Source organism: Sphingomonas sp. 1F27F7B, assembly GCF_005503355.1.
Lineage (GTDB): Bacteria > Pseudomonadota > Alphaproteobacteria > Sphingomonadales > Sphingomonadaceae > Sphingomonas.
On the sequence record NZ_SCMK01000001.1, the window covers coordinates 267,471 to 288,705 of the forward strand.

The 21,235-nt window shown below is 67.5% G+C and carries 18 protein-coding genes; 8 read left to right on the forward strand and 10 right to left on the reverse strand.

Annotation, left to right across the window (positions count from 1 at the left end; genetic code table 11):
• Positions 1-27 precede the first annotated feature (27 nt).
• Positions 28-1,731, reverse strand: coding sequence for a class I adenylate-forming enzyme family protein (locus FFS08_RS01265; protein WP_137861149.1), 1,704 nt, complete (start codon positions 1,729-1,731; stop codon positions 28-30).
• A gap of 208 nt (positions 1,732-1,939) precedes the next feature.
• On the opposite strand from FFS08_RS01265, the gene FFS08_RS01270 reads away from it, so the two are divergent.
• The 5 genes from FFS08_RS01270 (at position 1,940) to FFS08_RS01290 (ending at position 8,985) form a co-directional block, all read left to right on the forward strand.
• On the forward strand, positions 1,940-3,163 hold the full coding sequence (locus tag FFS08_RS01270) for a serine hydrolase domain-containing protein (protein ID WP_137860981.1): 1,224 nt from the start codon (positions 1,940-1,942) through the stop codon (positions 3,161-3,163).
• 240 nt (positions 3,164-3,403) lie between these two features.
• The gene (locus FFS08_RS01275; RefSeq protein ID WP_137860980.1) at positions 3,404-5,431 is read left to right on the forward strand and encodes a 3-hydroxyacyl-CoA dehydrogenase NAD-binding domain-containing protein; all 2,028 of its coding nucleotides are present in this window, start codon (positions 3,404-3,406) and stop codon (positions 5,429-5,431) included.
• Positions 5,432-5,580: 149 nt separating this feature from the next.
• Positions 5,581-6,738 carry an acyl-CoA dehydrogenase family protein gene (locus tag FFS08_RS01280; RefSeq protein WP_137860979.1) on the forward strand — a complete coding sequence of 386 codons (1,158 nt, stop codon included), beginning with the start codon at positions 5,581-5,583 and terminating at the stop codon, positions 6,736-6,738.
• Positions 6,739-6,834: 96 nt separating this feature from the next.
• Entirely contained in the window at positions 6,835-7,953 is a 1,119-nt protein-coding gene (locus FFS08_RS01285; RefSeq protein WP_137860978.1) for an acyl-CoA dehydrogenase family protein, read from the forward strand.
• Positions 7,954-8,091: 138 nt separating this feature from the next.
• Complete coding sequence (locus FFS08_RS01290; protein ID WP_137860977.1) at positions 8,092-8,985, forward strand: acyl-CoA thioesterase; 894 nt, start codon at positions 8,092-8,094, stop codon at positions 8,983-8,985.
• 6 nt (positions 8,986-8,991) lie between these two features.
• Here the strand turns inward: FFS08_RS01290 and FFS08_RS01295 are convergent, their stop codons facing one another.
• Positions 8,992-9,726 (reverse strand): pentapeptide repeat-containing protein, encoded by a 735-nt coding sequence (locus FFS08_RS01295; RefSeq protein WP_137860976.1) that lies wholly within the window; start codon positions 9,724-9,726, stop codon positions 8,992-8,994.
• Positions 9,727-9,858: 132 nt separating this feature from the next.
• Between FFS08_RS01295 and FFS08_RS23795 the strand changes: the two genes are divergently transcribed.
• Both FFS08_RS23795 and FFS08_RS01305 read left to right on the forward strand, forming a co-directional pair.
• Complete coding sequence (locus FFS08_RS23795; protein ID WP_212741936.1) at positions 9,859-10,260, forward strand: hypothetical protein; 402 nt, start codon at positions 9,859-9,861, stop codon at positions 10,258-10,260.
• A 25-nt stretch (positions 10,261-10,285) separates the two neighbouring features.
• Entirely contained in the window at positions 10,286-11,185 is a 900-nt protein-coding gene (locus FFS08_RS01305) for a PhzF family phenazine biosynthesis protein (RefSeq protein WP_137860975.1), read from the forward strand.
• A gap of 3 nt (positions 11,186-11,188) precedes the next feature.
• On the opposite strand, the gene FFS08_RS01310 is transcribed toward FFS08_RS01305, so the two are convergent.
• From FFS08_RS01310 to FFS08_RS01335, 6 genes are read right to left on the reverse strand one after another with little or no spacing between them, the layout of a single operon-like run.
• Positions 11,189-11,902, reverse strand: coding sequence for a TonB-dependent receptor (locus FFS08_RS01310; RefSeq protein WP_137860974.1), 714 nt, complete (start codon positions 11,900-11,902; stop codon positions 11,189-11,191).
• Positions 11,903-11,956: 54 nt separating this feature from the next.
• Positions 11,957-12,742: an SDR family NAD(P)-dependent oxidoreductase gene (locus tag FFS08_RS01315; protein WP_171012419.1), complete on the reverse strand. Its 786-nt coding sequence runs from the start codon at positions 12,740-12,742 to the stop codon at positions 11,957-11,959.
• Entirely contained in the window at positions 12,742-13,509 is a 768-nt protein-coding gene (locus tag FFS08_RS01320) for an SDR family oxidoreductase (RefSeq protein ID WP_137863973.1), read from the reverse strand. The genes FFS08_RS01315 and FFS08_RS01320 overlap by 1 nt, the downstream gene beginning before the upstream one ends.
• Before the next feature lie 60 nt (positions 13,510-13,569).
• Positions 13,570-14,586 carry a phosphotransferase family protein gene (locus tag FFS08_RS01325; RefSeq protein ID WP_137863974.1) on the reverse strand — a complete coding sequence of 339 codons (1,017 nt, stop codon included), beginning with the start codon at positions 14,584-14,586 and terminating at the stop codon, positions 13,570-13,572.
• Positions 14,583-15,668, reverse strand: a complete 1,086-nt coding sequence (locus FFS08_RS01330) for a Zn-dependent alcohol dehydrogenase (protein ID WP_137863975.1) — start codon at positions 15,666-15,668, stop codon at positions 14,583-14,585. Before FFS08_RS01330 ends, FFS08_RS01325 begins: the two co-directional genes overlap by 4 nt.
• Before the next feature lie 39 nt (positions 15,669-15,707).
• The gene (locus FFS08_RS01335) at positions 15,708-16,991 is read right to left on the reverse strand and encodes an acyl-CoA dehydrogenase family protein (protein ID WP_137863976.1); all 1,284 of its coding nucleotides are present in this window, start codon (positions 16,989-16,991) and stop codon (positions 15,708-15,710) included.
• Positions 16,992-17,134: 143 nt separating this feature from the next.
• Here FFS08_RS01335 and FFS08_RS01340 point away from each other — a divergent pair, with 143 nt between their 5' ends.
• Positions 17,135-18,373 (forward strand): TetR/AcrR family transcriptional regulator, encoded by a 1,239-nt coding sequence (locus FFS08_RS01340; RefSeq protein ID WP_137863977.1) that lies wholly within the window; start codon positions 17,135-17,137, stop codon positions 18,371-18,373.
• 28 nt (positions 18,374-18,401) lie between these two features.
• Here FFS08_RS01340 and FFS08_RS01345 read toward each other — a convergent pair whose 3' ends face one another.
• Together FFS08_RS01345 and FFS08_RS01350 are read right to left on the reverse strand one after the other, a co-directional pair.
• The gene (locus tag FFS08_RS01345) at positions 18,402-19,922 is read right to left on the reverse strand and encodes an FAD-dependent monooxygenase (RefSeq protein WP_137863978.1); all 1,521 of its coding nucleotides are present in this window, start codon (positions 19,920-19,922) and stop codon (positions 18,402-18,404) included.
• Between the two features lie 228 nt (positions 19,923-20,150).
• The gene (locus tag FFS08_RS01350) at positions 20,151-21,227 is read right to left on the reverse strand and encodes a PepSY-associated TM helix domain-containing protein (RefSeq protein ID WP_137863979.1); all 1,077 of its coding nucleotides are present in this window, start codon (positions 21,225-21,227) and stop codon (positions 20,151-20,153) included.
• Positions 21,228-21,235 lie beyond the last annotated feature (8 nt).

Consider the following 21,235-nt stretch of genomic DNA (forward strand, 5'->3'; position numbering starts at 1 on the left):
CGCCCCTTCGGCCAGTCCCCTTGCGCCTCAGGCTGCCGTTTCCCCGACGAACAGGGCCCGCAGGTCCTTCTTCAGGATCTTGCCATTGGCGTTGCGCGGCAGTGTGTCGGCCGAGAAGCGCACCTGAACCGGCACCTTGAACGCCGCCAGCCGTTCGCGGACGAAGCCCTGGAGCTCGGCCTCGGTCGCGCTGGCGCCCGGCGCCATGTGAACCACCGCCACCGGCTCCTCGCCCAGTATCTTGTGCGGCACGCCGATCAGCGCCGCGTCCATCACCCCGGGGAAAGCGTAGAGCACGTCCTCCACTTCGCTCGAATAGATGTTCTCGCCGCCGCGGATCACGATGTCCTTGGCCCGGTCGACGATGTAGAGAAAGCCCTCCTCGTCGAGCTTGGCCAGATCCCCGGTGCGCACCCAGCCGTCGACAAAGGTCTCGGCGGTCGCCTCGGGCTTGTCCCAATAGCCCTTCACGATCATCGGGCCCCGGGCCCAGAGCTCGCCCACTTCGCCGACCGGAAGCTCGCGGTCGCCCTCGACGGTCATGATCTTGAGGTCGGCCACCGCCACCGGCTGGCCCGCGCTGGTCGGCCGCGACAGATAATCCTCGCCGCTGTGCTGCGTCACCGTCGCCATCGTCTCGGTCATGCCCCAGCCATTGCCGGGCAGCGCCCCGAATTCCTCATAGATGCGCTTGACCAGCTCCGGCGCCGACGGCGCGCCGCCATAGGAGATCGCCTCCAGGCTGGACAGGTCATACTCCCCTCGCGCCGGGTGCTCGAGCAGCTGCCACGCGATCGTCGGCACGCCGCCGGTGAAGGTCACCTTCTCGCGCTCGATCAGGCCCATCGCCTTCTCGGCGTCCCAGCGGCGCATGAACAGGATCGTCTGCCCGGTCGCGATCCCGGTCATCAGCGCCGCGCTGCACGCCGTGACGTGGAACAGCGGGATCACCAGCAAGCCCACCTTGTGCGGAATCACCGCCGGCGGCACCTCGCCCCGGCGCAGCATCGCGCGCGCGGCGCTGTACCCGCTCGACAGGATGTTGGTGCAGATATTGCGGTGCGTGCCCAGCGCGCCCTTGGGATTGCCGGTGGTGCCGCTGGTATAGAAGATCGTCGCATCGTCCTCGGGCGACACCGCCACCTGCGGGAACGGGATGTCGGGCAGCCCCGCCCAGTCATGCCGCGTGCCGATCAGCACCTCCAGGCGGCTGGCATCGCCGCCCAGTTCCTCGTCGCAGCGGCTCACCACCACGCGCTCCAGCGCGGGCAGCTGCGCATAGCAGTCCTTCAGCCGCGCATGCCGCTCGGCATCGACGAACAGCACCTTCGCGCCCGAATCCCTCAGGCCATATTCCAGCTCGCCGCCCGTCCACCACGCATTGAGCGGCACGATAATCGCGCCCAGGCTGGTCACCGCGAAGAAGATGGTCGGCCATTCGGGCAGGTTGCGCATCGCCAGCGCGACGCGATCACCCTTCCCCACCCCCATCTCGGTCAGCTTCCGGGCGAGATGGCAGACCGCGCGATAATTCGCGTCATAGGTGACTCGCTCGTCCTCATAGATCGTGAAGACGCGGTCGCCATAGAGCCGCACCAGCTGCTGGAGCACCCCGAGCGTGGGCGGGGCGTTCTTCCAGACCCGGGTGGGCACGCCGCGGATCTCCACCTCGTCCATCTCGAAGCGCGCGCCCGGCGCAGTGAGCGCCGCCTTCACCTGCGCCAGCGACATCGCCGGCCATTTGGGGTCGAGCGGGACGATCGGTTCGGGGGCCAAGGCGATTCTCTCCAGCTTATGTTTCTAGAATGTTGGGTTTGGCACCGAATGCCGTACCGTAAACAACGTTAGTGTTGATTCATCGCGCGCTCAAGGCAATAGGGGAAGCGCGTCCCCGAGAAGATGCGAGTCACCGGTTTCGAATGAGAGGTATGCCAGCCGCATGACGATTGCCAAGCCCGAAAGTCAGGGTTTCGACGCGGCCCGGCTGGCCCGGATCGATCCGTACCTGAAGACTCGCTATCTCGACTCGGGCAAGCTGCCCCACGCCCAGCTGCTGATCGCGCGCGGCGGCGAGATCGTGCATTTCTCGCATCAGGGCGCGGCCCGCGAGGGCGGCGCGCCAGTGGACGAAACCACGATCTTCCGCATCGCCTCGATGACCAAGCCGGTTACCAGCCTGGCCTTCATGATGCTGGTCGAGGAAGGGCTGGTCGCGCTCGACACGCCCGTCCACCACGTCCTTCCCGAACTGAAGGGGCTGGGCGTGTTCAAGGCGGGCGGCGGCGGCGTGCCGTTCCAGACCCTGCCCACCGACGAGCCGATGCGCATGGTGGACCTGCTCCGCCACACTTCGGGCCTCACCTACAGTTTCCAGAACCGCACCAATGTCGACGCCGCCTATCGCGATGGCAGGATCGAGAACTGGCACGGCAATCTGACGCTCGACGAGTTCATCGCCGCGCTCGGCAATATCCCGCTCGAATTCTCGCCGGGCGCCGAATGGAATTATTCGGTCTCCACCGACGTGCTTGGCGCCGTGGTCGAGCGCGTCTCGGGCATGAAGCTGGGCGATTTCTTCGCGCGGCGCATCTTGGTGCCGCTCGGCATGCACGACACCGGCTTCACCGTCCCGGCGGACAAGATCGACCGCCTCGCCGATTGCTGGACGATGGTCCAGGGCAAGGGCCGGGTGATGTACGATCGCGGGGCCGAAAGCGCCTGGTCGAGGGAGCCACGCCTGGTCTCGGGCGGCGGCGGGCTCGTCTCCACGGCGCTCGACTATCACCGCTTCTGCACCTTCTTCCTGAACAAGGGCGAGCTGGACGGCGTCCGGCTGGTCAGCCGCAAGACGATCGAGCTGATGACGGTCAACCATCTGCCCGGCGGCTCGGACCTCCACGCCATGTCCAGGTCGCTGTTCAGCGAGACCACCAATGCCGGCACGGGCTTCGGCCTGGGCTTCGCGATCACCCTGGATCCGGCCAAGGCGATGATCCCGGGCTCGGCCGGCGAATATTATTGGGGCGGGATGTTCTCGACCGCCTTCTTCATCGATCCCGTCGAGCGGCTCTCGATGGTCTTCATGACGCAGCTTTCTCCGTCCACGCTCTTCCCGATCCGGCGCGAGCTGAAGACGCTGATCTATTCGGCACTGGCGGATTGATGAGACAGGAGGAGAAATGGTTCACGCGAAGGCGCGGAGACACGGAGATGGCCCTCCGCCGCGACAGCGGCCTTCCAAATCGCCGTCGTCCAGCAGCCGCTGACGCGGCCCGGCCCATTGCCAGGAGCGCACCCTCTGGGCACCTTCGCTCGAACCAATTCTTCTTCCTTCTCCGCGCCTCCGCGTGAATCGAACTTCTTCTCTCCACGCCATCGCGTGAACCCATAACTGGAGACGAACATGACCTCCCCCATCACCACCACTCGCCAGGGCGACGTCCTGATCATCACTTCGGACAATCCGCCGGTGAACGCGCTCGGCGCGGCGGTCCGCCAGGGCATCCAGGCGGGCATCCAGGAAGCGAAGAATGACGACAGCATCAAGGCCGTCGTCATTACCTGTGCCGGCAAGACCTTCTTCGCCGGCGCCGACATCACCGAGTTCGGCAAGCCGATGCAGGAGCCCTCGCTCCCCGTGCTGGTCGACGAGATCGAAGCGCTCGACAAGCCGGTGATCGCCGCCGTCCATGGCACCGCGCTCGGCGGCGGCTGCGAAGTCGCCCTCGCCTCGCATTATCGCATCGCCGTGCCCTCGGCGAAGTTCGGCCTGCCCGAGGTGAAGCTCGGCATCCTGCCCGGCGCCGGCGGCACCCAGCGCATGCCGCGCGTCGCGGGCGTCGAAACCGCGCTCGAAATGGCGACCAAGGGCGATCCGATCTCGGCCGAGCAGGCCAAGGCCGCTGGCCTGGTCGATCGCCTCGCGACCGAGGGCAATCTCCTCGCCGACGCCGTTGCCTTCGCCCAGGAAGTGATCGGCAAGCCGGTGTCGCGCTCGTCCGAGCGCCCCGTCACCGTCGATCCGGCGGTGTTCGAGGCCTTCCGCGCCAAGAATGCCAAGCGCTTCCGCGGCATGGACGCGCCCAACACGATCATGGACCTGATCGAGCAGACCGCCGGCAAGCCCTATGCCGAGGGCGTCCAGGCCGAGCGCATGGGCTTCATGAAGCTGATCATGGGCACCCAGTCCGCGGCGCTGCGCCACATCTTCTTCGCCGAGCGCAAGGCGGCGAAGATCGACGGCATCGCCGAGGACATCGCGCTCCGCGACATCAAGCGCGTCGGCGTGATCGGCGCCGGCACGATGGGCGGCGGCATCTCGATGAACTTCCTGTCGGCCGGCATCCCGGTGACCATCGTCGAGATGGCGCAGGACGCGCTTGATCGCGGCACCGGCGTGATGCGCAAGAACTACGAAGCGACCGCCGCCAAGGGCCGCATGACCGCCGAGCAGGTCGAAGGCGCGATGGGCCTGCTGAATCCGACGCTCGATTTCGGCGCGCTCGGCGAGTGCGACCTGATCATCGAGGCGGTCTATGAGAATATGGACGTCAAGAAGGACATCTTCTCGAAGCTCGACAAGATCGCCAAGCCGGGTGCCATCCTCGCCTCGAACACCAGCTATCTGAACATCGACGAGATCGCGGCGGCCACCTCGCGTCCGCAGGACGTGCTCGGCCTGCACTTCTTCTCGCCGGCGAACGTGATGAAGCTGCTCGAGATCGTCCGCGGCGCCAAGACCGCCGACGACGTGCTCGCCACCGCCATGGCCGTGTCGAAGAAGATCAGGAAGGTCGCCGTCATTGCCGGCGTCTGTTACGGCTTCATCGGCAACCGCATGCTGATGCCGCGCCAGGTCGAAGCGAACAAGATGCTGCTCGAAGGCGCCACGCCGGAGCAGATCGACAAGGTCCATGTCGCCTTCGGCATGCCGATGGGCCCGTTCCAGATGGCCGATCTCGCCGGCGTCGACATCGGCTGGCACCGCGATCCGAACCGGATCGAGAACATCCGCGACGCGCTCGCCGCCGAGGGCCGCTGGGGCCAGAAGAAGAGCGCCGGCTTCTACGATTATGACGAGAAGCGGAACCCCTCGAACTCGCCGCGCGTCGCCGAGTTGATCGCCGAATGGCGCGAGAAGCTGGGCGTGCCGCAGCACGAGATCACCGAGGAGGAGATCGTCGTCCGCACGCTCTACACCATGGTCAACGAAGGCGCGCTGATCCTCGCCGAGAAGATGGCCCAGCGCGCGAGCGACATCGATGTGGTCTGGGTCTATGGCTATGGCTGGCCCCCGTATCGCGGCGGCCCGATGTTCTGGGCCGACACCGAAGGTCTCAAGAAGATCGTCGAAGGCCTTGAGAAATATGGCTTCGAAGTCGCCCCGCTGCTCTGCGAGAAGGCGGAGAAGGGCGAGAAGTTCAACAAGTGAGCTGAGTAAGACCCTCCCCCGGAGGGGGAGGTGGCACGCAAAGCGTGACGGAGGGGGAGCGCCACGGGCGATCCGCTCGGGGCAAGCCCCCTCCACCACCGCTTCGCGGTGGTCCCCCTCCCCCTCCGGGGGAGGAATGGAGAGGAAATATGAGCGAAGACCTCGACCAATTCCGTGCCGAAACCCGGGCCTGGCTCGAAGCCAATTGCCCGGCCGAGATGCGCACCCCGCCCAAATCGGACAAGGAAACCACCTGGGGCGGCCGCAATCCCGAATATGCGCACCCCGACCAGAAGCTCTGGCTCGATCGCATGGCCGCGCGCGGCTGGACCGTGCCCGATTGGCCCCAGGCCTATGGCGGCGGCGGTCTCTCGCCGGCCGAGACCAAGATCCTCCGCGAGGAGCTGAAGCGGATCAAGGCGCGCAATCCGCTCAACAGCTTCGGCATCTCGATGCTCGGCCCGGCGCTGCTGAAATACGGCACCGAAGCGCAGAAGCTCGAACATCTCCCGAAGATCGCGCGCGGCGAAATCCGCTGGTGCCAGGGCTATAGCGAACCCAATGCCGGCTCGGACCTCGCCGGCCTGCAAACTTCGGCGGAGGACAAGGGAGATCACTTCCTGGTCAATGGCCAGAAGGTGTGGACCAGCTATGCCGACAAGGCCGACTGGATCTTCTGCCTGGTGCGCACCGACAAGTCGGTCAAGCAGGCCGGCATCAGCTTCCTGCTGTTCGACATGGCGTCGCCCGGCGTCTCGACCAGGCCGATCCTGCTGATCAGCGGCAACTCGCCCTTTTGCGAGACCTTCTTCGACAATGTCGAGGTGCCCAAGGGCAATCTGCTCGGCACGCTGAACAAGGGCTGGGACGTCGCCAAATATCTCCTGGGTCACGAGCGCGAGATGATCTCCGGCTTCGGCCTGAGCGGCGCCGGCAAGGATCCGCTGGTGGAGGCGGCGCGCAAGGGCGTCGACCCGATCCTGCGCGCGCAGATCGCGCTGTTCGAGGTGCGATCCAAGGCGTTCACGGCGATGTCGGAGAAGTTCATCGACGAATTGAAGGCCGGCCAGGCGCATCCCGCCCAGCCTTCGATGATGAAATATTACGGCACCGAGCTGAACAAGGCCCGCCACGAGCTGCAGATGGCCGCCGGTGGCAGCGACGCGCTCGAATGGGAGAGCGAGGCGAGCCATGAGGGCGCCGCCGCCCGGACGTGGCTGCGCACCAAGGCCAATTCGATCGAAGGCGGCACCAGCGAGATCCAGCTCAACATCATCGCCAAGCGGATCCTGGATCTGCCCAGTTAATCCGTCATCCCCGCGAAGGCGGGGATCCAGAGCCAGAAGCGGCTCACATTGTTATCCTGGATCCCCGCCTGCGCGGGGATGACGAAAGAGAAGCAGATGCCCCTCTATCTCAACGACGACCAGATCATGCTCCGCGACACGGCTAAGGACTTCGTCGCCGCGGAAGCCCCGGTCGCCCATATGCGCGCGCTGCGCGACGCGGGCGACGCCACCGGCTTCTCGCGCGCACTGTGGAAGCAGTTCGCCGAAATGGGCTTCACCGGCATCCTGATCCCCGAAGCGGATGGCGGCCTCGGCCTCGGCCATGTCGAGGCGGGCGTGGTGCTCGAGGAGATCGGCCGCAACCTCGCGCCCTCTCCCTTTCTTGCTACCGCAGTGACGGCGGTCGAGGCGCTGAAGGGCAGCGCCGCCGCTCGGGCCTGGTATCCGGGCATCCTCGCCGGCGAGACCGTCGCCGCGCTGGCGATCGACGAAGGCGCCAAGCATGACGGCAGGATCGCGATGCAGGCCGAGCGCGCGGGCAATGGCTTCCGCCTCACCGGCGCAAAGCAGTTCGTGACGAACGGCCATGTCGCCGACCTGCTGCTCGTCGCCGCCCGCACCGGCAACGGCACCACCCTGTTCGCCGTTGCCGGCGATGCCCAGGGCCTCACCGCCACGCCCGAGCGCCTGGCGGACTCCAGCATCGCCGCCCGCCTTCAGTTCGATGGCGTCGAAGTCGATGCCGATGCGGTGATCGGCGAAGTCGACCAGGGCGACGGCCCGCTTGCCCGCCTGCTCGCCGCCGGCCGTACCGGTGCCGCGGCCGAGATGATCGGCGTCGGCGGCGGTGCCATGGACATGACCGTGTCGTACCTGCGCGAGCGCAAGCAGTTCGGCGTCGCCATCGGCAGCTTCCAGGCGCTCCAGCATCGCGCCGCGCATCTCTACAGCGAAATGGAAGTCGCCCGCGCCGCCGTGCTCAAGGCACAGCAGTTGCTCGATGCCGGCCCGGAATACGCCGCCGCCGCCGCGGAGGCCGTCGCGGTCGCCAAGGCGATGACGGGGCTTGCCACCACGCTCGCCGTGCAGGAGGGTGTCCAGATGCACGGGGGCATCGGCATGACCGACGAATTCGACATCGGCTTCTTCATGAAACGCGCCCGCGTCCTCGCCGAGATGTTCGGCGACAGTAATTTCCACGCCAATGCGCTGGCGGAAAGCGCGGGATATTGATGGCGTCTGACGGCTCCTCTTCCCGCATCTCCGCCCCCTCCTTCGTCATCCCCGCGAAGGCGGGGATCCAGGATAACAAGGCGACGTCCCCTGCGACTCTGGATCCCCGCCTTCGCGGGGATGACGGTGAATGTGCAAATGGCTGACGACATCTCCGAACGCGCCACCGAACCCCAGGGCCTTGTCGACCAGCTCACCCGGCTGCTCGACGTCGAGCGCATCGATACCGACCTGTATCGCGGCCCCCGCCAGCCTGGCGGCGTCGGCCGCGTGTTCGGCGGCCAGGTGATCGCCCAGGCGCTCCAGGCGGCGCAGCGCTCGGTCGAGGACGACAAGCTCGCCCATTCGCTTCACGCCTATTTCATGCGGCCGGGCGATGAGAACCACCCGATCATCTACCGCGTCGTGCGCGATTTCGACGGGCGCAGCTTCGCCAATCGCCGGATCATCGCGATGCAGGGCGGCCAGCCCATCCTCAACATGACCGCGAGCTTCCAGCGTCCCGCCGAGGGTCTGCACCACCAGTTCGACATGCCCGACGTGCCCGATCCGGACAGCCTCGTCTCCGAGCGCGACCTGCGCGAGGCGATCCGCGACGAGGTGCCGGAAAAGTTCCGCCGCTTCTTCCTGCGCGCCCGCCCGATCGAGATCCGCCCGGTCAATCCGCGCAACTGGTTCAAGCCGGTGAAGAGCGAGCCCGTCCAGCACAGCTGGTTCCGCGTCGTGGCGCCCTTGCCCGACGATCCCGCGCTCCACCGCGCGATGCTGACCTACGCCACCGACATGACGCTGCTCGGCACCTGCATGCTGCCACATGGCGTCAGCTGGATGAACGGCGGGGTGCAGACCGCCAGCCTCGATCATGCCGTGTGGCTGCACGAGCCGTTCCGCTTCGACGAGTGGCTGCTCTACACCACCGACAGCCCCTGGGCCGGCCATGCGCGCGGCTTCAACCGCGGCCGCATCTATGCGCGCGACGGCCGCCTCGTCGCAAGCGTGGCGCAGGAGGGGCTCGTCCGCGTCAAGGACTAAGCCCCCTTAGGGGTGCACGTCGACGCCCAGCGCTGTCAGCAGGGCGAATTGCTGGTCGGCGGAGACCATCATTCCTTCGACGCTGCCGAGCTCCCGCAGCACCATCCCGGCCAGGTCGCTCCCGCGCAGATCGGCCCGCCCAAGCTTCGCGCCGGCGAGCTGGGCATTGGTGAAATCGCAGCCACGCAGGTCCGCCCCCTCCAGCTCGGCATCGAACAGCAGCGCTTCGCGGAGCCGCGAGCCGGTCAGCGTGCAATCGGGCATGCGCAGCTCGCTCAGATCGGCGAGCTCCAGATTGCAATCGGCGATCGTGCCGGCCCATTTCACCAGCCGGCGCCCTAGCGCATGGCCGAAATCCACTTTCTGGAAAACGGCCCCCCGCAGGTTGCAGCCCCGCAGCTCGCCGGCATGGAGGCTAGATCGCTCGATCCGGGCGAAGGACAGATCGCAGCGCTCGAACCGCGCCTGGTCGAGCTGCGAGAAGGCGAACTGAACCCCGACATGCCCGGCATCGTCGGCGAAGCTGCAATTCTCGAAATCGGCATCGCGCAGATCGACATTGGCGAAGCGGCACCGAATGATCCGGCAATCGCGGAACCGCGCATCCTGCAGGCAGGTGCCCGTCAGCCGGACATCGCGCAGCACGCAGTTCTCGAACCGCGTCCCCGCCAGGTCGGCATCGCCGAACGGGTACGCGGACAGGTCTTCGCCACATGCCACGCCGCCTGCCTCCAGTGCCATGCCCCTTCTCCTATCCGGCCTGGATAATGCCCCGGTGCGAACGTATCAAGAACATATGAATCGCCCACCTCCGGAACGCCTCCTCTCGCCCAGGCGTTCGGAGCGGAGGCGCCATGGTGGGGAGTTTCGGAAATGGCAATCGGCATGCTGCTGGCGGCACTGGTCGCGCAGGACCTGGCGCTGGTGACCGCCGATGCGGCCGATCCCGTGGCGATCGCCGCCCGGCTCGACCTCACTTCCTTCCCCAACTCCACCGCCCCGCGCCGCAAGGACGGGCTGCGCACCTTCGCCGATTATGGCTTCACCAGCGTGGTGCGTGACGGCAATGCCGCGGTGCTCGACGCCGCCGACAAGAGCTGGACCTTCCGCGTCAGCATCCTCGATCGCAGCGACAAGGCGATGAAGCTCTGCATCCTCGATCGCGCGCTGAACGGCGGCAGCTATTTCAGCGTGAAGCCGATCGAAGTGGCCCAGGGCAAGGACGGCCTGTTCCGCGCCACCGGCAATTCCGTCGCCGATCCCAATTGCGCCTGAGCCAGGAAGCATTAGATCGCGGAGCATGGAAACCACCGCGCGCCACTTCGCCTATGTCACGCTCGACGTGTTCACAGAGGCTCGCTTCGGCGGCAACCCGCTCGCCGTGTTCACCGATGCTCGGGGCATGACCGATGCCGAGATGCAGGCCCTGGCCGCCGAGATGAACTATAGCGAGACGACTTTCGTCCTGCCCCCGGCCGATCCGGCCCACACCGCCCGTGTCCGCATCTTCCACCGCACGGCCGAGATGCCCTTTGCCGGCCACCCCAATGTCGGCACCGGCTTCGTCCTTGCCGGCCTGCGCCCCGATGCCGGCGACACGCTCCGCTTCGAGGAGATCGCCGGGCTGGTCGAGGTGCGTATCGAGCGCGACGCCGCGGGCTGCCCGCTGGGTGCCGAGATCGGCGCACCCCAGCCGCTCCAACTGCTCGGCACGCTCCCCGCGGCCGAGATCGCCGCCTGTCTCGGCCTCGATGCGGCGGACCTGGTCACCACCACCCATGTCCCCACCCGTGCCAGCCTGGGCGTCGACTTCGTCTTCGTCGAAGTGACCGAGGAAGCGCTCGGCCTCGCCCGGCCGGACATCGCCGCCTATCAGCGCCTCGCCGACACGGAACGCGACAGCGCCGCGCGCCTCTCGATCTTCCTCTATGCCCGCGAAGGCAATCGCGTCCGCGCCCGCATGTTCTCGCCGCTCACCGGCACCTGGGAAGACCCGGCGACCGGCAGCGCCAACGCCACGCTCGGCGCGCTGTTGCTGTCGCTCGGCGATGCGGCGAGCGCCCGCTACGATGTTCGCCAGGGCGTGGAGATGGGCCGCCCGAGCAATCTCGCCGTCCACGCCTGGCGCACGCCCGAAGGCATCCGCGCCAGCGTCGCCGGCCGCTGCGTGCCGATGTTCAGCGGCAGCGTGGAACTCTAGGGCCTAGTTCCTCGGCCGCACCACATAGGCGCTGGGCAGATAGAGGAACACTTCGGTCAGGCTGGCCCGAGCCCATTCGACCGGCCGATCCAGGCCACGCACTTCCACGCCATAGCCCGTGCCGAACTTCGCCGCCGTCGCCTCGGCGTCCGCGGCGATCAGCCCGATGATCTGCGGGCGATACTGGTCGGGATTGACCACCGACAGGGTGAGGTCACCCTTCTCGGTCATCTCCGCCCGGCCGACGCTGGGCACCGCCTTGAGGAAGCGGGTGATCCGATCGAGCGCCGTCTTGGCGTCGATGCCGGGCGCGAGGCGCGTCTTGACGAGAAACACGGCCTTGTCGGTGTCCGGCCGCCCGTCGTTCGAAAGCGGCAGGTTCCGATAATTGGCCAGCGTCAGCGGCTCGACGACATATTCGCCGGTCGCCAGTTCGACGTCATATTGGCGCGCCAGCCCGATCGCCCCCCGGATCATCGCATAGATTTCGTCGCGGCGCTTCGCCGCCTCGCGCGTATCGCCGGCAACCCGGACTTCCTGCACCGCGAAGTCGGCGGTGCGTCGCAGGGTGATGATCGGCATGGTGTCCGAATAATCGTCGGCCTCGCGGCGCGAGCCGGTCACCACAATCTCCTGCATGCTCTCGGTCTGGACCGCCTGTTGCGCGAACGCCGGCGCGACCGATATCAGTGAGAATGCCGCCAACAGCCATTTCATGCCCGCTCTCCCTCTGTCGCCGGGGAGAGTGCGGAGTGGCCCGCCCCAAGTCAATCAGAAGGCCGGCTTGCCGAATTCCTGCCGCGTCACCGGATGGCTCGACGAGAGCCCGCCATCGACCACCCAGGCCTGGCCGTTGACATAGCTCGCTTCCTCGCTGGCGAGGAAGAGCGCCACGCGGGCAATCTCTTCCGGCCCGCCCGCCCGGCGCAGCGGATTGAGCCGCCCGAGCTTGTCTTCCTTGCCCATCTCGCGAGCATAGTCGAACGCCCGCTGCGTCATGCCGGTCTCGATCAGGCCCGGGCAGATCGCGTTCACGCGCACGCCCGATCCCGCGAACTGCTGGGCGGCGGTCTGAACCAGGTTGATCACGCCGGCCTTGCTCGCCGAATAGGCCGGCCCGCCCGCACCCGATCGCAGCCCCGCCACGCTCGCGGTGCAGATAATGGCCCCGCCGCCCCGCTCCACGATCCGCGGGCCCGCATGCTTGATCGCGAGGGCCGGGCCGATCAGGTTCACGCGCAGCACTTCCGTCCACAATTCCACCGTCGTGTCGAAAATGCCGGTAGCGCCGCCCGAGATGCCGGCATTGGCATGGAAGATGTCGAGCCCGCCGAAGCGCTCGACCGCAGTGGCGACCAGCCGCTCGACATCGGCCTCGTCGCCCGCATCCATCCGCACCGCGAGCAGGTTCTCCCGGCCCGCCACGGTCTCGTTCACCGTTTCGCTCAGGTCCGCCGCGACCACCATCGCGCCTGCTTCCGCGAACGCCCGCGCCGTCGCCCGCCCGATCCCCGAGCCGGCACCGGTGACGATTGCTACCTTGCCTGTGAACCGCATCAGATCGTCACCCCTCCATCGATCACCATAGCCTGTCCCGTCATGAACGCGCTGGCCCGGCTGGCGAGATACACCACGGCGCCGGCAATCTCCTCCGGCTCGCCGATTCGGCGCAGCGGCGTGGTCGCGTTGGTCGCCCTAGCGCGCTCGGGATCTTCCCAAAGCGCGCGGGCGAAATCCGTCCGGATCAGCCCCGGCGCGATGCAGTTCACCCGGACATTGTCCGGCCCCAACTCCACCGCATAGTTGCGCGCGAGCTGCAGGTCGGCCGCCTTGGAGACGTTATACGCCCCGATCACCGACGATCCGCGCAGGCCGCCGATCGAAGAGACGATCACGATCGATCCCTCGCGTCGCGCCCGCATCTCGGGCGCGACCAGCTGGATCAGCCAGTGATTGGAGAGGATGTTGTTGTCCAGGATCTTGCGGAACTGATCGTCGGCGATGCCCTCGAGCGGCCCGTAATAGGGATTGGAGGCAGCGTTGCAGACCAGCACGTCGATCTGCCCGAAGATACGCCGGGTCTCCTCGACCAGGTGCCGGAGCGCGTCCTTGTCCGAGATGCTCGCAGCCATCGCCAGCGCGGTGCCCGCGCCGTGCCTTGCGTTGAGCTCCGCCGCCACCGCGTCGCACGCATCCTGCTTGCGGCTCGATATCACTACCTTCGCGCCATGGGCGGCGAGCGCTTCGACCGAAGCCTTGCCGATCCCGCGCGAGGAACCGGTGACGATCGCCACCTTGCCGGTCAGGTCGAACAATCCGCTCATCCCATTTCTCCTGCCACGCCGTCACCCCGGCCGCTTCCCCGCCAAGCGCCGGGATAGCGGCTAGGCGCCCGCCGCCCGCGCAAAATGCCATGCCGCCGCGACCAGCCCCGGCAGCCGCTCCACCGTCGCCGCCGCCTGCGCGCTCGACGCGTTGCCGTCGATCATCCGCTTCTTGATCCCCTGGACGATCCCCGCGAGCCGGAAGAGATTATAGGCGAAATACCAGTTCAAATCGGGCACCCCGTCTCGCCCGGTCGCCGCGCAGTAGCGCGCGACTATCTGCTCGATCGTCGGAATCCCGGTCTCCGGCCCGGTGAGCCCTTTCACGCCCGAACGCCCCTCGGGCTCGGTCACCCAGCTCATCAGGAAATAGGAAAAGTCCGCCAGCGGATCGCCGAGCGTCGACAGCTCCCAGTCGAGCACCGCGCGCACCTTCGCACCCTCGGGCGCGAAGATCATGTTGTCGATGCGGAAGTCGCCATGGACGATGCTGGTTCGCGTCTGCTCCGGAACGGTGCGCGGCAGGAACGCGATCAACTGCTCCATCTCGGGCAGATCGTCGGTCTGGCTCATCCGATATTGTTTCGACCAGCGCTCGACCTGCCGCGCGAAATAATTGCCCGGCTTGCCATAGCCGCCAAGCCCGGCCGCCTCGTAATCGATGGCGTGCAGTGCCGCGAGCGTATCGACGATCGCTTCGTAGTGCGCGGTCCGGTCCGCAGGCGCCATCCCGGGAAGCGCGCCGTCCCAGAGCGTCCGCCCCTCCACCATTTCCATGATGTAGAAAGGCGCGCCCAGCACTTCGGGATCCTCGCATAGCCCATAGGGCCGCGCGACCGGGAAGCCGGTCGGATGCAGCGCCGCGATCAGCGCATATTCGCGCTCCACGGCATGCGCCGAGGGCAGGATCGGCCCGAACGGCTTGCGCCGCAGCACATAGGCGCCGCTGGCCGCATCGATCCGATAGGTCGGGTTGCTCTGCCCGCCGGGGAATTTCTCCACCGTGGCCGGCCCGGCGAACCCGGTGACGTTCGCCGCCAGCCAGGCGCCCAGCTTGGCTTCGTCCAGGTCGCTCATGCGAACTCGATCACCGAACGCACGCTGTCGCCCTTGCGCAGCTTGTCCAGCGCCGCGTTCACATCCTTCAGCCGGATCCGCTCGGCGACCATCGTGTCCAGGTCGAGCAGTCCGTCGAGATACATCTGCACCAGCCGCGGCATGTCGATCGGAAAGCGCGTCGACCCCAACAGCGAGCCCTGGATCTTCTTGCCCGTCAGGAAGGTAGGCCCGGGCAGGCTGACATTGTTGCCCGGCGCGATCATCCCCAGGATCGTGGCGGTGCCGCCGCGGCGCAGGATGTTCCAGGCGAGCTCGGCGGTGTTCGGCCGCCCGACTGCCTCGATCGCATAATGGACGCCGCCGCCGGTCAGCTTGAGCACCTCCTTGGTCAGCCCCTCCGCTGCCGCGTCCAGCGCATGGGTGGCGCCGAGCCTGAGCGCCAGTTCGCGCTTCTCCGCCACCGGATCGATCGCCAGGATCGTGCCCGCGCCGGCAATCTTGGCGGCGTTGATCGCGGCGAGCCCGATCCCGCCGGCGCCGATCACCGCGACGCTCTCGCCCGGCCGCACCCGGCTGTCGTTGAACACCGAACCCGCGCCCGTGATCACCGCGCAGCCGAGCAAGGCGGCGCGATCCAGCGGCATCTCCTTCGAGATCGCGACGCACGCATTTTCGTGCACCAGCATCTGTTCAGCAAAGGCGGAGAGGTTGAGGAACGGCGCCAGCGCGGTGCCGTCGCCGAGCGACAGCCGCGGCTCGGCATCGGCCGGGCGCCGCGTCGACGGATCGATGCAGAGCGACGGCCGCCCGGTCACGCACATCTCGCAGCTGCCGCAGAACACGGTGAAGAAGGTGATGACATGGTCGCCCGCCTTCAGATGCGCGACGTCGCTGCCCACTGCCTCGATCACGCCGGCCGCCTCATGCCCCGGCACCGTCGGCATCGCGTGCGGGAACGCACCGTCGACGAAGTGCAGGTCCGATCGGCACACGCCTACCGCCGCGGTGCGGATCAGTACCTCGCGCGGGCCCGGGCTGGAGATGCGGACATCGGTGATCTCGAGCGGCTTGCCCGCTTCGTAGAGAACGGCTGCTTTCATCCTACTCCCTCTTCGTCACCCCGCCTGTTTTGCGAAGACCTAGCGGCTAGCCCCGATGTCCCCGCTCGAAGCCCGATCCGCCTTGAAGTCCGCATATTTCCCGAACTCGTTGCGCGCGATTGCCCGGCAATGGACTTCGTCCGGCCCATCGGCCAGGCGCAGCGTCCGGATCCCCGCCCAGTCGTGCGCGAGGTGGAAATCGCCCGAGACGCCCGCGCCGCCATGCGCCTGGATCGCGTCGTCGATGATCTGCAGCGCCATCTGCGGCGCCTGCACCTTGATCATCGCGATCTCCAGCTGCGCCGCCTTGTTGCCCGCCTTGTCCATCATGTCCGCCGCCTTCAGGCAGAGCAGCCGCGTCATCTCGATGTCGATGCGCGCGCGGGCGATGCGCTGCTCCCAGATCGAGTGGTCGGAGATCCGCTTGCCGAACGCCACCCGGCTGACGAGCCGCTTGGCCATCGCCTCGATCGCCTCTTCCGCGACGCCGATGGTCCGCATGCAATGGTGGATGCGCCCCGGCCCCAGCCGCCCCTGTGCGATCTCGAAGCCGCGCCCTTCGCCGAGCAGCACATTCTCGACCGGCACCCGGACATTCTCGAGAACCACTTCGCCGTGCCCGTGCGGGGCGTGATCATACCCGAAAACCGAAAGCATCCGCTCGATCTTCACGCCGGGGGCGTCCATCGGCACCAGGATCATGCTCTGCTGGGCATGTTTGGCGGCGCCCGTATCGGTCTTGCCCATCACGATCGAGACTTCACAGCGCGGGTCGCCCACGCCGGAACTCCACCATTTCCGCCCGTTGATCACATAATGGTCGCCGTCGCGCACCATGCCGGTCTGGATGTTGGTCGCGTCCGAACTCGCGACCGCCGGCTCGGTCATCAGGAAGGCCGAGCGGATCGCGCCTTCCATCAGCGGCTTCAGCCACCGGTCCTTCTGCGCCCGCGTGCCGTAGCGGTGGAGCACCTCCATGTTGCCCGTGTCCGGCGCCGAGCAGTTGAAGCATTCCGACGCCCAGCCGAGCCGGCCCATTTCCTCCGCGCACAGCGCATATTCGAGGTTGGTGAGCTGCGTGCCCTGGAACTCGAAGCTATCGTCGACATGGGCCTGGCCCGAATGCGGCGGCATGAAGAAATTCCACAGCCCCGCAGCCTTGGCCTCGGCCTTCACTTCCTCGATCACCGGCAGCACCTTCCAGCGATCGCCCTCCTTCTGCTGGGCATGGTATTCGCCGTCGCGGGGGCGGATGCGCGTGTCGATGAACGCCTTCACCCGGTCACGGAAATAGGTCTCGCGCTCGCTCAGCGTGAAATCCATGGCGCATCCTCTCCGATTTCAGTTTCACGGACCGGAGTAGAGCATACCGGATATTCGGTAAAGCCGGACCGGCGCGAAAATCGGCACAACCGCGATTCGAAAAAACGCTTTGGCTTCACACCAAATCCGTTAGACTGGTTGCAATGAATGCACCGGGGAAAGTCGAAATCGCAAGCGCGACGAAACGCTTCCAGGCCAAGCGGGATGCAATCCTCGCCGCGGCCGCGGACGCGATCAACGAGCAGAGCGCCAAGGGGATGACCTTCGCCGACGTGGCTCGCCGCGTCGGCCTCAACACTACGTCCGTAACCTATTATTTCAAGCGCAAGGAAGACCTTGCCGCCGCCGCCTTCGAGCAGACGCTCGATCGGCTCGAAGCGATGCTCGAGGATGCCGCGCGGGAGCCCACGCCCGAAGCCCGGGTCGCGCGCTATCTCAACATCAACATGGAGCGGCTTGCCCGCATCCGCCGCGGCGCCGAGCGCGACTTCGCCATCCTCTCCGACCTGCGCGCGATGGAAGACCCGATCAAGCGCGAGCTGCTCGATCGCTGGCGCGACGTCTTCCGCAAGACGCGCGCGCTCTGGGGCCCGGCTGCCAGCCGCGCCGAGACCGATCTCCACGGCGCCCGTGCGCACGTGCTGCTCGAGAACACCTTCTGGCTCACCGCCTGGCTGCCGCGCTACGAAGTAGATGAGTATCCACGCGTCGAGGCGCGGCTGATGGACGTGTTCCGCACCGGCATCGCCGCGCAGGGCCAGGCCTGGACTCCCGCGATGCTGGATCTCGAGCATGACGAGCCCGAGCCCGGCCGCGAGGCCTTCCTCCTCGCCGCCACGCGCCTGATCAACGAGCTCGGCTATCGCGGCGCCTCGGTTCAGAAGATCGCGTCGGAGCTCAACGTCACCAAGGGCAGCTTCTACCACCATCTCGATGCCAAGGACGAGCTGGTGATCGCCTGCTACAAGCGCAGCTTCGACATCATCGCCGATGCCCAGCGCCTCGCCGAGAATGCCGGCGGCACCCATTGGGAGCAGCTGGAGAGCACGATCGCCGCGCTGCTCGACTATCAGTTCGGCGAGCGCGGCCCCTTGCTGCGCACCACGGCGCTCTCCGGCCTGCCGCCCCAGGTCCGCTCGACGATGATCGACCGCTCGAACCGCATCGCCCGCCGCTTCGCCGGCATGCTGTCGGACGGCATTGCCCAGGGCTCGATCCGCGCGATCGACCCCCTCGTCGCCTCGCAGACGCTGATGGCCCTCCAGAACGCCGCGTTCGACATGCGCAAATGGGCCAGCACCATGCCGCGCGAACGCGCCGTGGCCTTCTACGCCTCGACGATCGCGTTCGGCCTGTTCGACGATTCCGTGCTGGCCGGGTGATTTCCCGGCAAGCGGCCGGCCGGTCCGGCTAGCCGGCCGCGCCGAACCAGCGCGACATCGCCTGCGTCACGCCCTCCGCATCCGGCGCGCCATCGCTCGCCCAGGCGACAAAGCCGTCGGGCCGCACCAGCACCGCACGGAGGCCCAGCCCGTCCTCGACCTTGGCCGCGACATAGGCGATCCGCGCTTCCCAGTGCCCGGCCGGTCCGCGCAGCGGCGCGGCAGGATCGAAGTCGAGCAGCAACCCCTTGCCTTCACGCAGCAACGCGCCGGCCCGCCTCCCGTCGGCCAGCGCGAAATCGGGCACGCTGCGCCCCACCAGCGGATGCCCGCCGCCCAGATCGTAGCGCAGCGTGACACCCCAGACGCGCTCAGCGAAATAGGTGGCGCCGTCGCGCGTCTCGATCAGGTCGCGGATGATGGCTTCCAGCGCCCGCGTGGCCGGAGTCGGCCGCATCAGCGCGACCTGGGCACGCGACCAGTCGAGCACCCGCGCTCCCACCGGATGCCGCTCCGCCTGATAGCTGTCGAGCAGCCCCTCCGGCGCGTCGCCGCGGATCGTGGCCGCCAGTTTCCAGCCCAGATTGACGGCGTCCCCGATGCCCAGGTTGAGCCCCTGCCCGCCCAGCGGCGAATGGACATGCGCCGCGTCGCCGGCCAGCAGCACGCGTCCCTCGCGATAGGTCGCCGCCTGATACGCGCGATCCGTCCAGGTGGTGGCAAGGCGCAGCTCCGCAAGCTCGACATCGATGCCGGATACGCGGCGCAGCACCGCCTCCACATGCGCGCGCGTGATCGGCTGCGTGCGATGGAAGGCGCCGCCGTCGAACTCGACCATCGCGATCGTCCCGGGCCGGGCGAAGCTGTACATGCCGGTCGCCGTATAATGGCGCCCCGCCGGCAACGCCTCGGGATCGACCAGCTCGACCTCGGCCGAATAGCCGGTGAATTCCGGATCCGTGCCCGCAAAGGCGAAGCCGCCCAGCTTGCGCATCGCGCTGCGCCCGCCATCGCACCCCACCAGCCAGCGCGCGCGGAACCATTCCCCGCCGGCGCGGACACGCACTTCCTCGCCGGTCTCCTCGAAATCCTCGACGCCCGCGCCGCGCCGGATCTCGGCGCCCATCGCGCCTGCGCGCTCGGTAAGCACGGCCTCCAGCGCTTCCATCTCCACCGCCAGGCTGGTCCCTGCCGGGCTCGGCAGGCGATAGGGCCATTTCGCGGCGTCGATGTCGTCATGGAAGAACTGGATGCCCGCAAAATGCCCCGCGGGGCGACGCGCCTGCTGCTCCCAATGCGCTCCGGGCTGCCCGGGGCGCATCGCGGCAACTGCTTCGAGCAGCCCGTGGCGATCGAGCGCCTCGAGCGTCGGCACCGAAAGCGCGCGCAGGCCGAACGGCAGCCGCTTGAGGGGCGAGCTCGCCGCCTCGGCCTGCTCCAGCACCAGCACCGAGATGCCGGCCAGCCGCAGCTCGCAGGCGAGGAACAGGCCGACGGGGCCGGCACCGGCGATGACTATGTCATGAAGGGAAGGAAGGCGGTCGGTCATAACTACTCCTGGTCATTGTTCGACCGGAGCGTTTCTCGGGACCGAGCACCACACGGACGAACCACGGAGCGCCGATCGGCGTCCGATGTTCGTCGCGGGGATCCCGGCGCGAGGCCAAAGACCAGAGCTTTCGTTACCGAAAGGACTTGGGCTTACCAAACCAAGTCTGCCTTTTCCGACACGCCGCCCTTAGCGGCATCGCCTGCGCTCCGCAATGGGGAGCCGCGCCTAGGCCGGCTTGCGGACCTTCTTCGCCTTGGGCCGCTTGAACCAGAAGCTCCACACCGCCAGGCTGCCGAGCAGCAGCATCGCCAGCCCCGATGCGGTGAGCAGCAGCCGGTAGAGCAGCCCGCCCACCTTGGCCGCATGCACCGGATAGGCACCGTTGAAAATCTGCGCGCCCCTGGGCAGCGCCAGCGCGTCGATCGATCCCAGCACGTGCCCGTCGGCGGCATCGAACCAGATGTTCGAGCGGCCATTGGGCAGCCATTCGCCCGCGCGCCGCATCCGCACCAGGATCGGGTCGCCCGCCTTGCGCGGCAGCGAGAGGATGCGGATCTGCGCGTCGGGGAAACGCGCATGCGCCGCGCCCACGATCGCCCGCCAATCGGGATGCGCCGCGAGCGGCCCGCTCTTCCCCTTGGGTGGCTTCATCGCCGCCGCATCGGCCGCCGGCGAGGAGAAGGGCATGGTGATGAGCGCCGCGAAGGGCTTGAAGATCATCATGGTGCCGGTCACCGCCGAGAGCAGCAGCAAGGGCGCCATCACGATCCCCAGGTCGCGATGCTGCATCACGATCATCGGCCGGCTCAGCCGTTTGGGCCATAGCCGGAACTTGAACGTCCGGCGGGTCCGCCACCACAGGATCGTGCCGGTGATCACGAACAATATCGCCGCCAGCCCCGCGATGCCGATCACCGTCTCGCCCGTGTCGCCGGTGAAGAGATGATGGTGCAGATCGAAGAGCCACAACTCCGGCCGGCTCCACTGGCTGTCCCAGCGCGTCACCACATTGCCCGCCTGATCGGCATAGGCGCCCGCGCCCTTGGCCAGGCGCAGCTGGTGCAGCCCGAACCGGTCGTCGGCATAGAGGATGCTCTGCGTGGCCGGCTCGGCCGCCATCAGCTTCGCCGTGGTCTCCGCGATCGCGCCGTCGTCCGCCACCCGCATATCCGCCGCATGCGGCAGGGTGAGCGCGAGCCAGCTCTCCTCATGGACCAGGATCGCTCCGGTCAGCCCCATGATCGCCAGCACCAGGCCAAGCACCCCGCCGGTCCAGCGATGGATCAGGTCGAGCCACTGCATCACGCCGC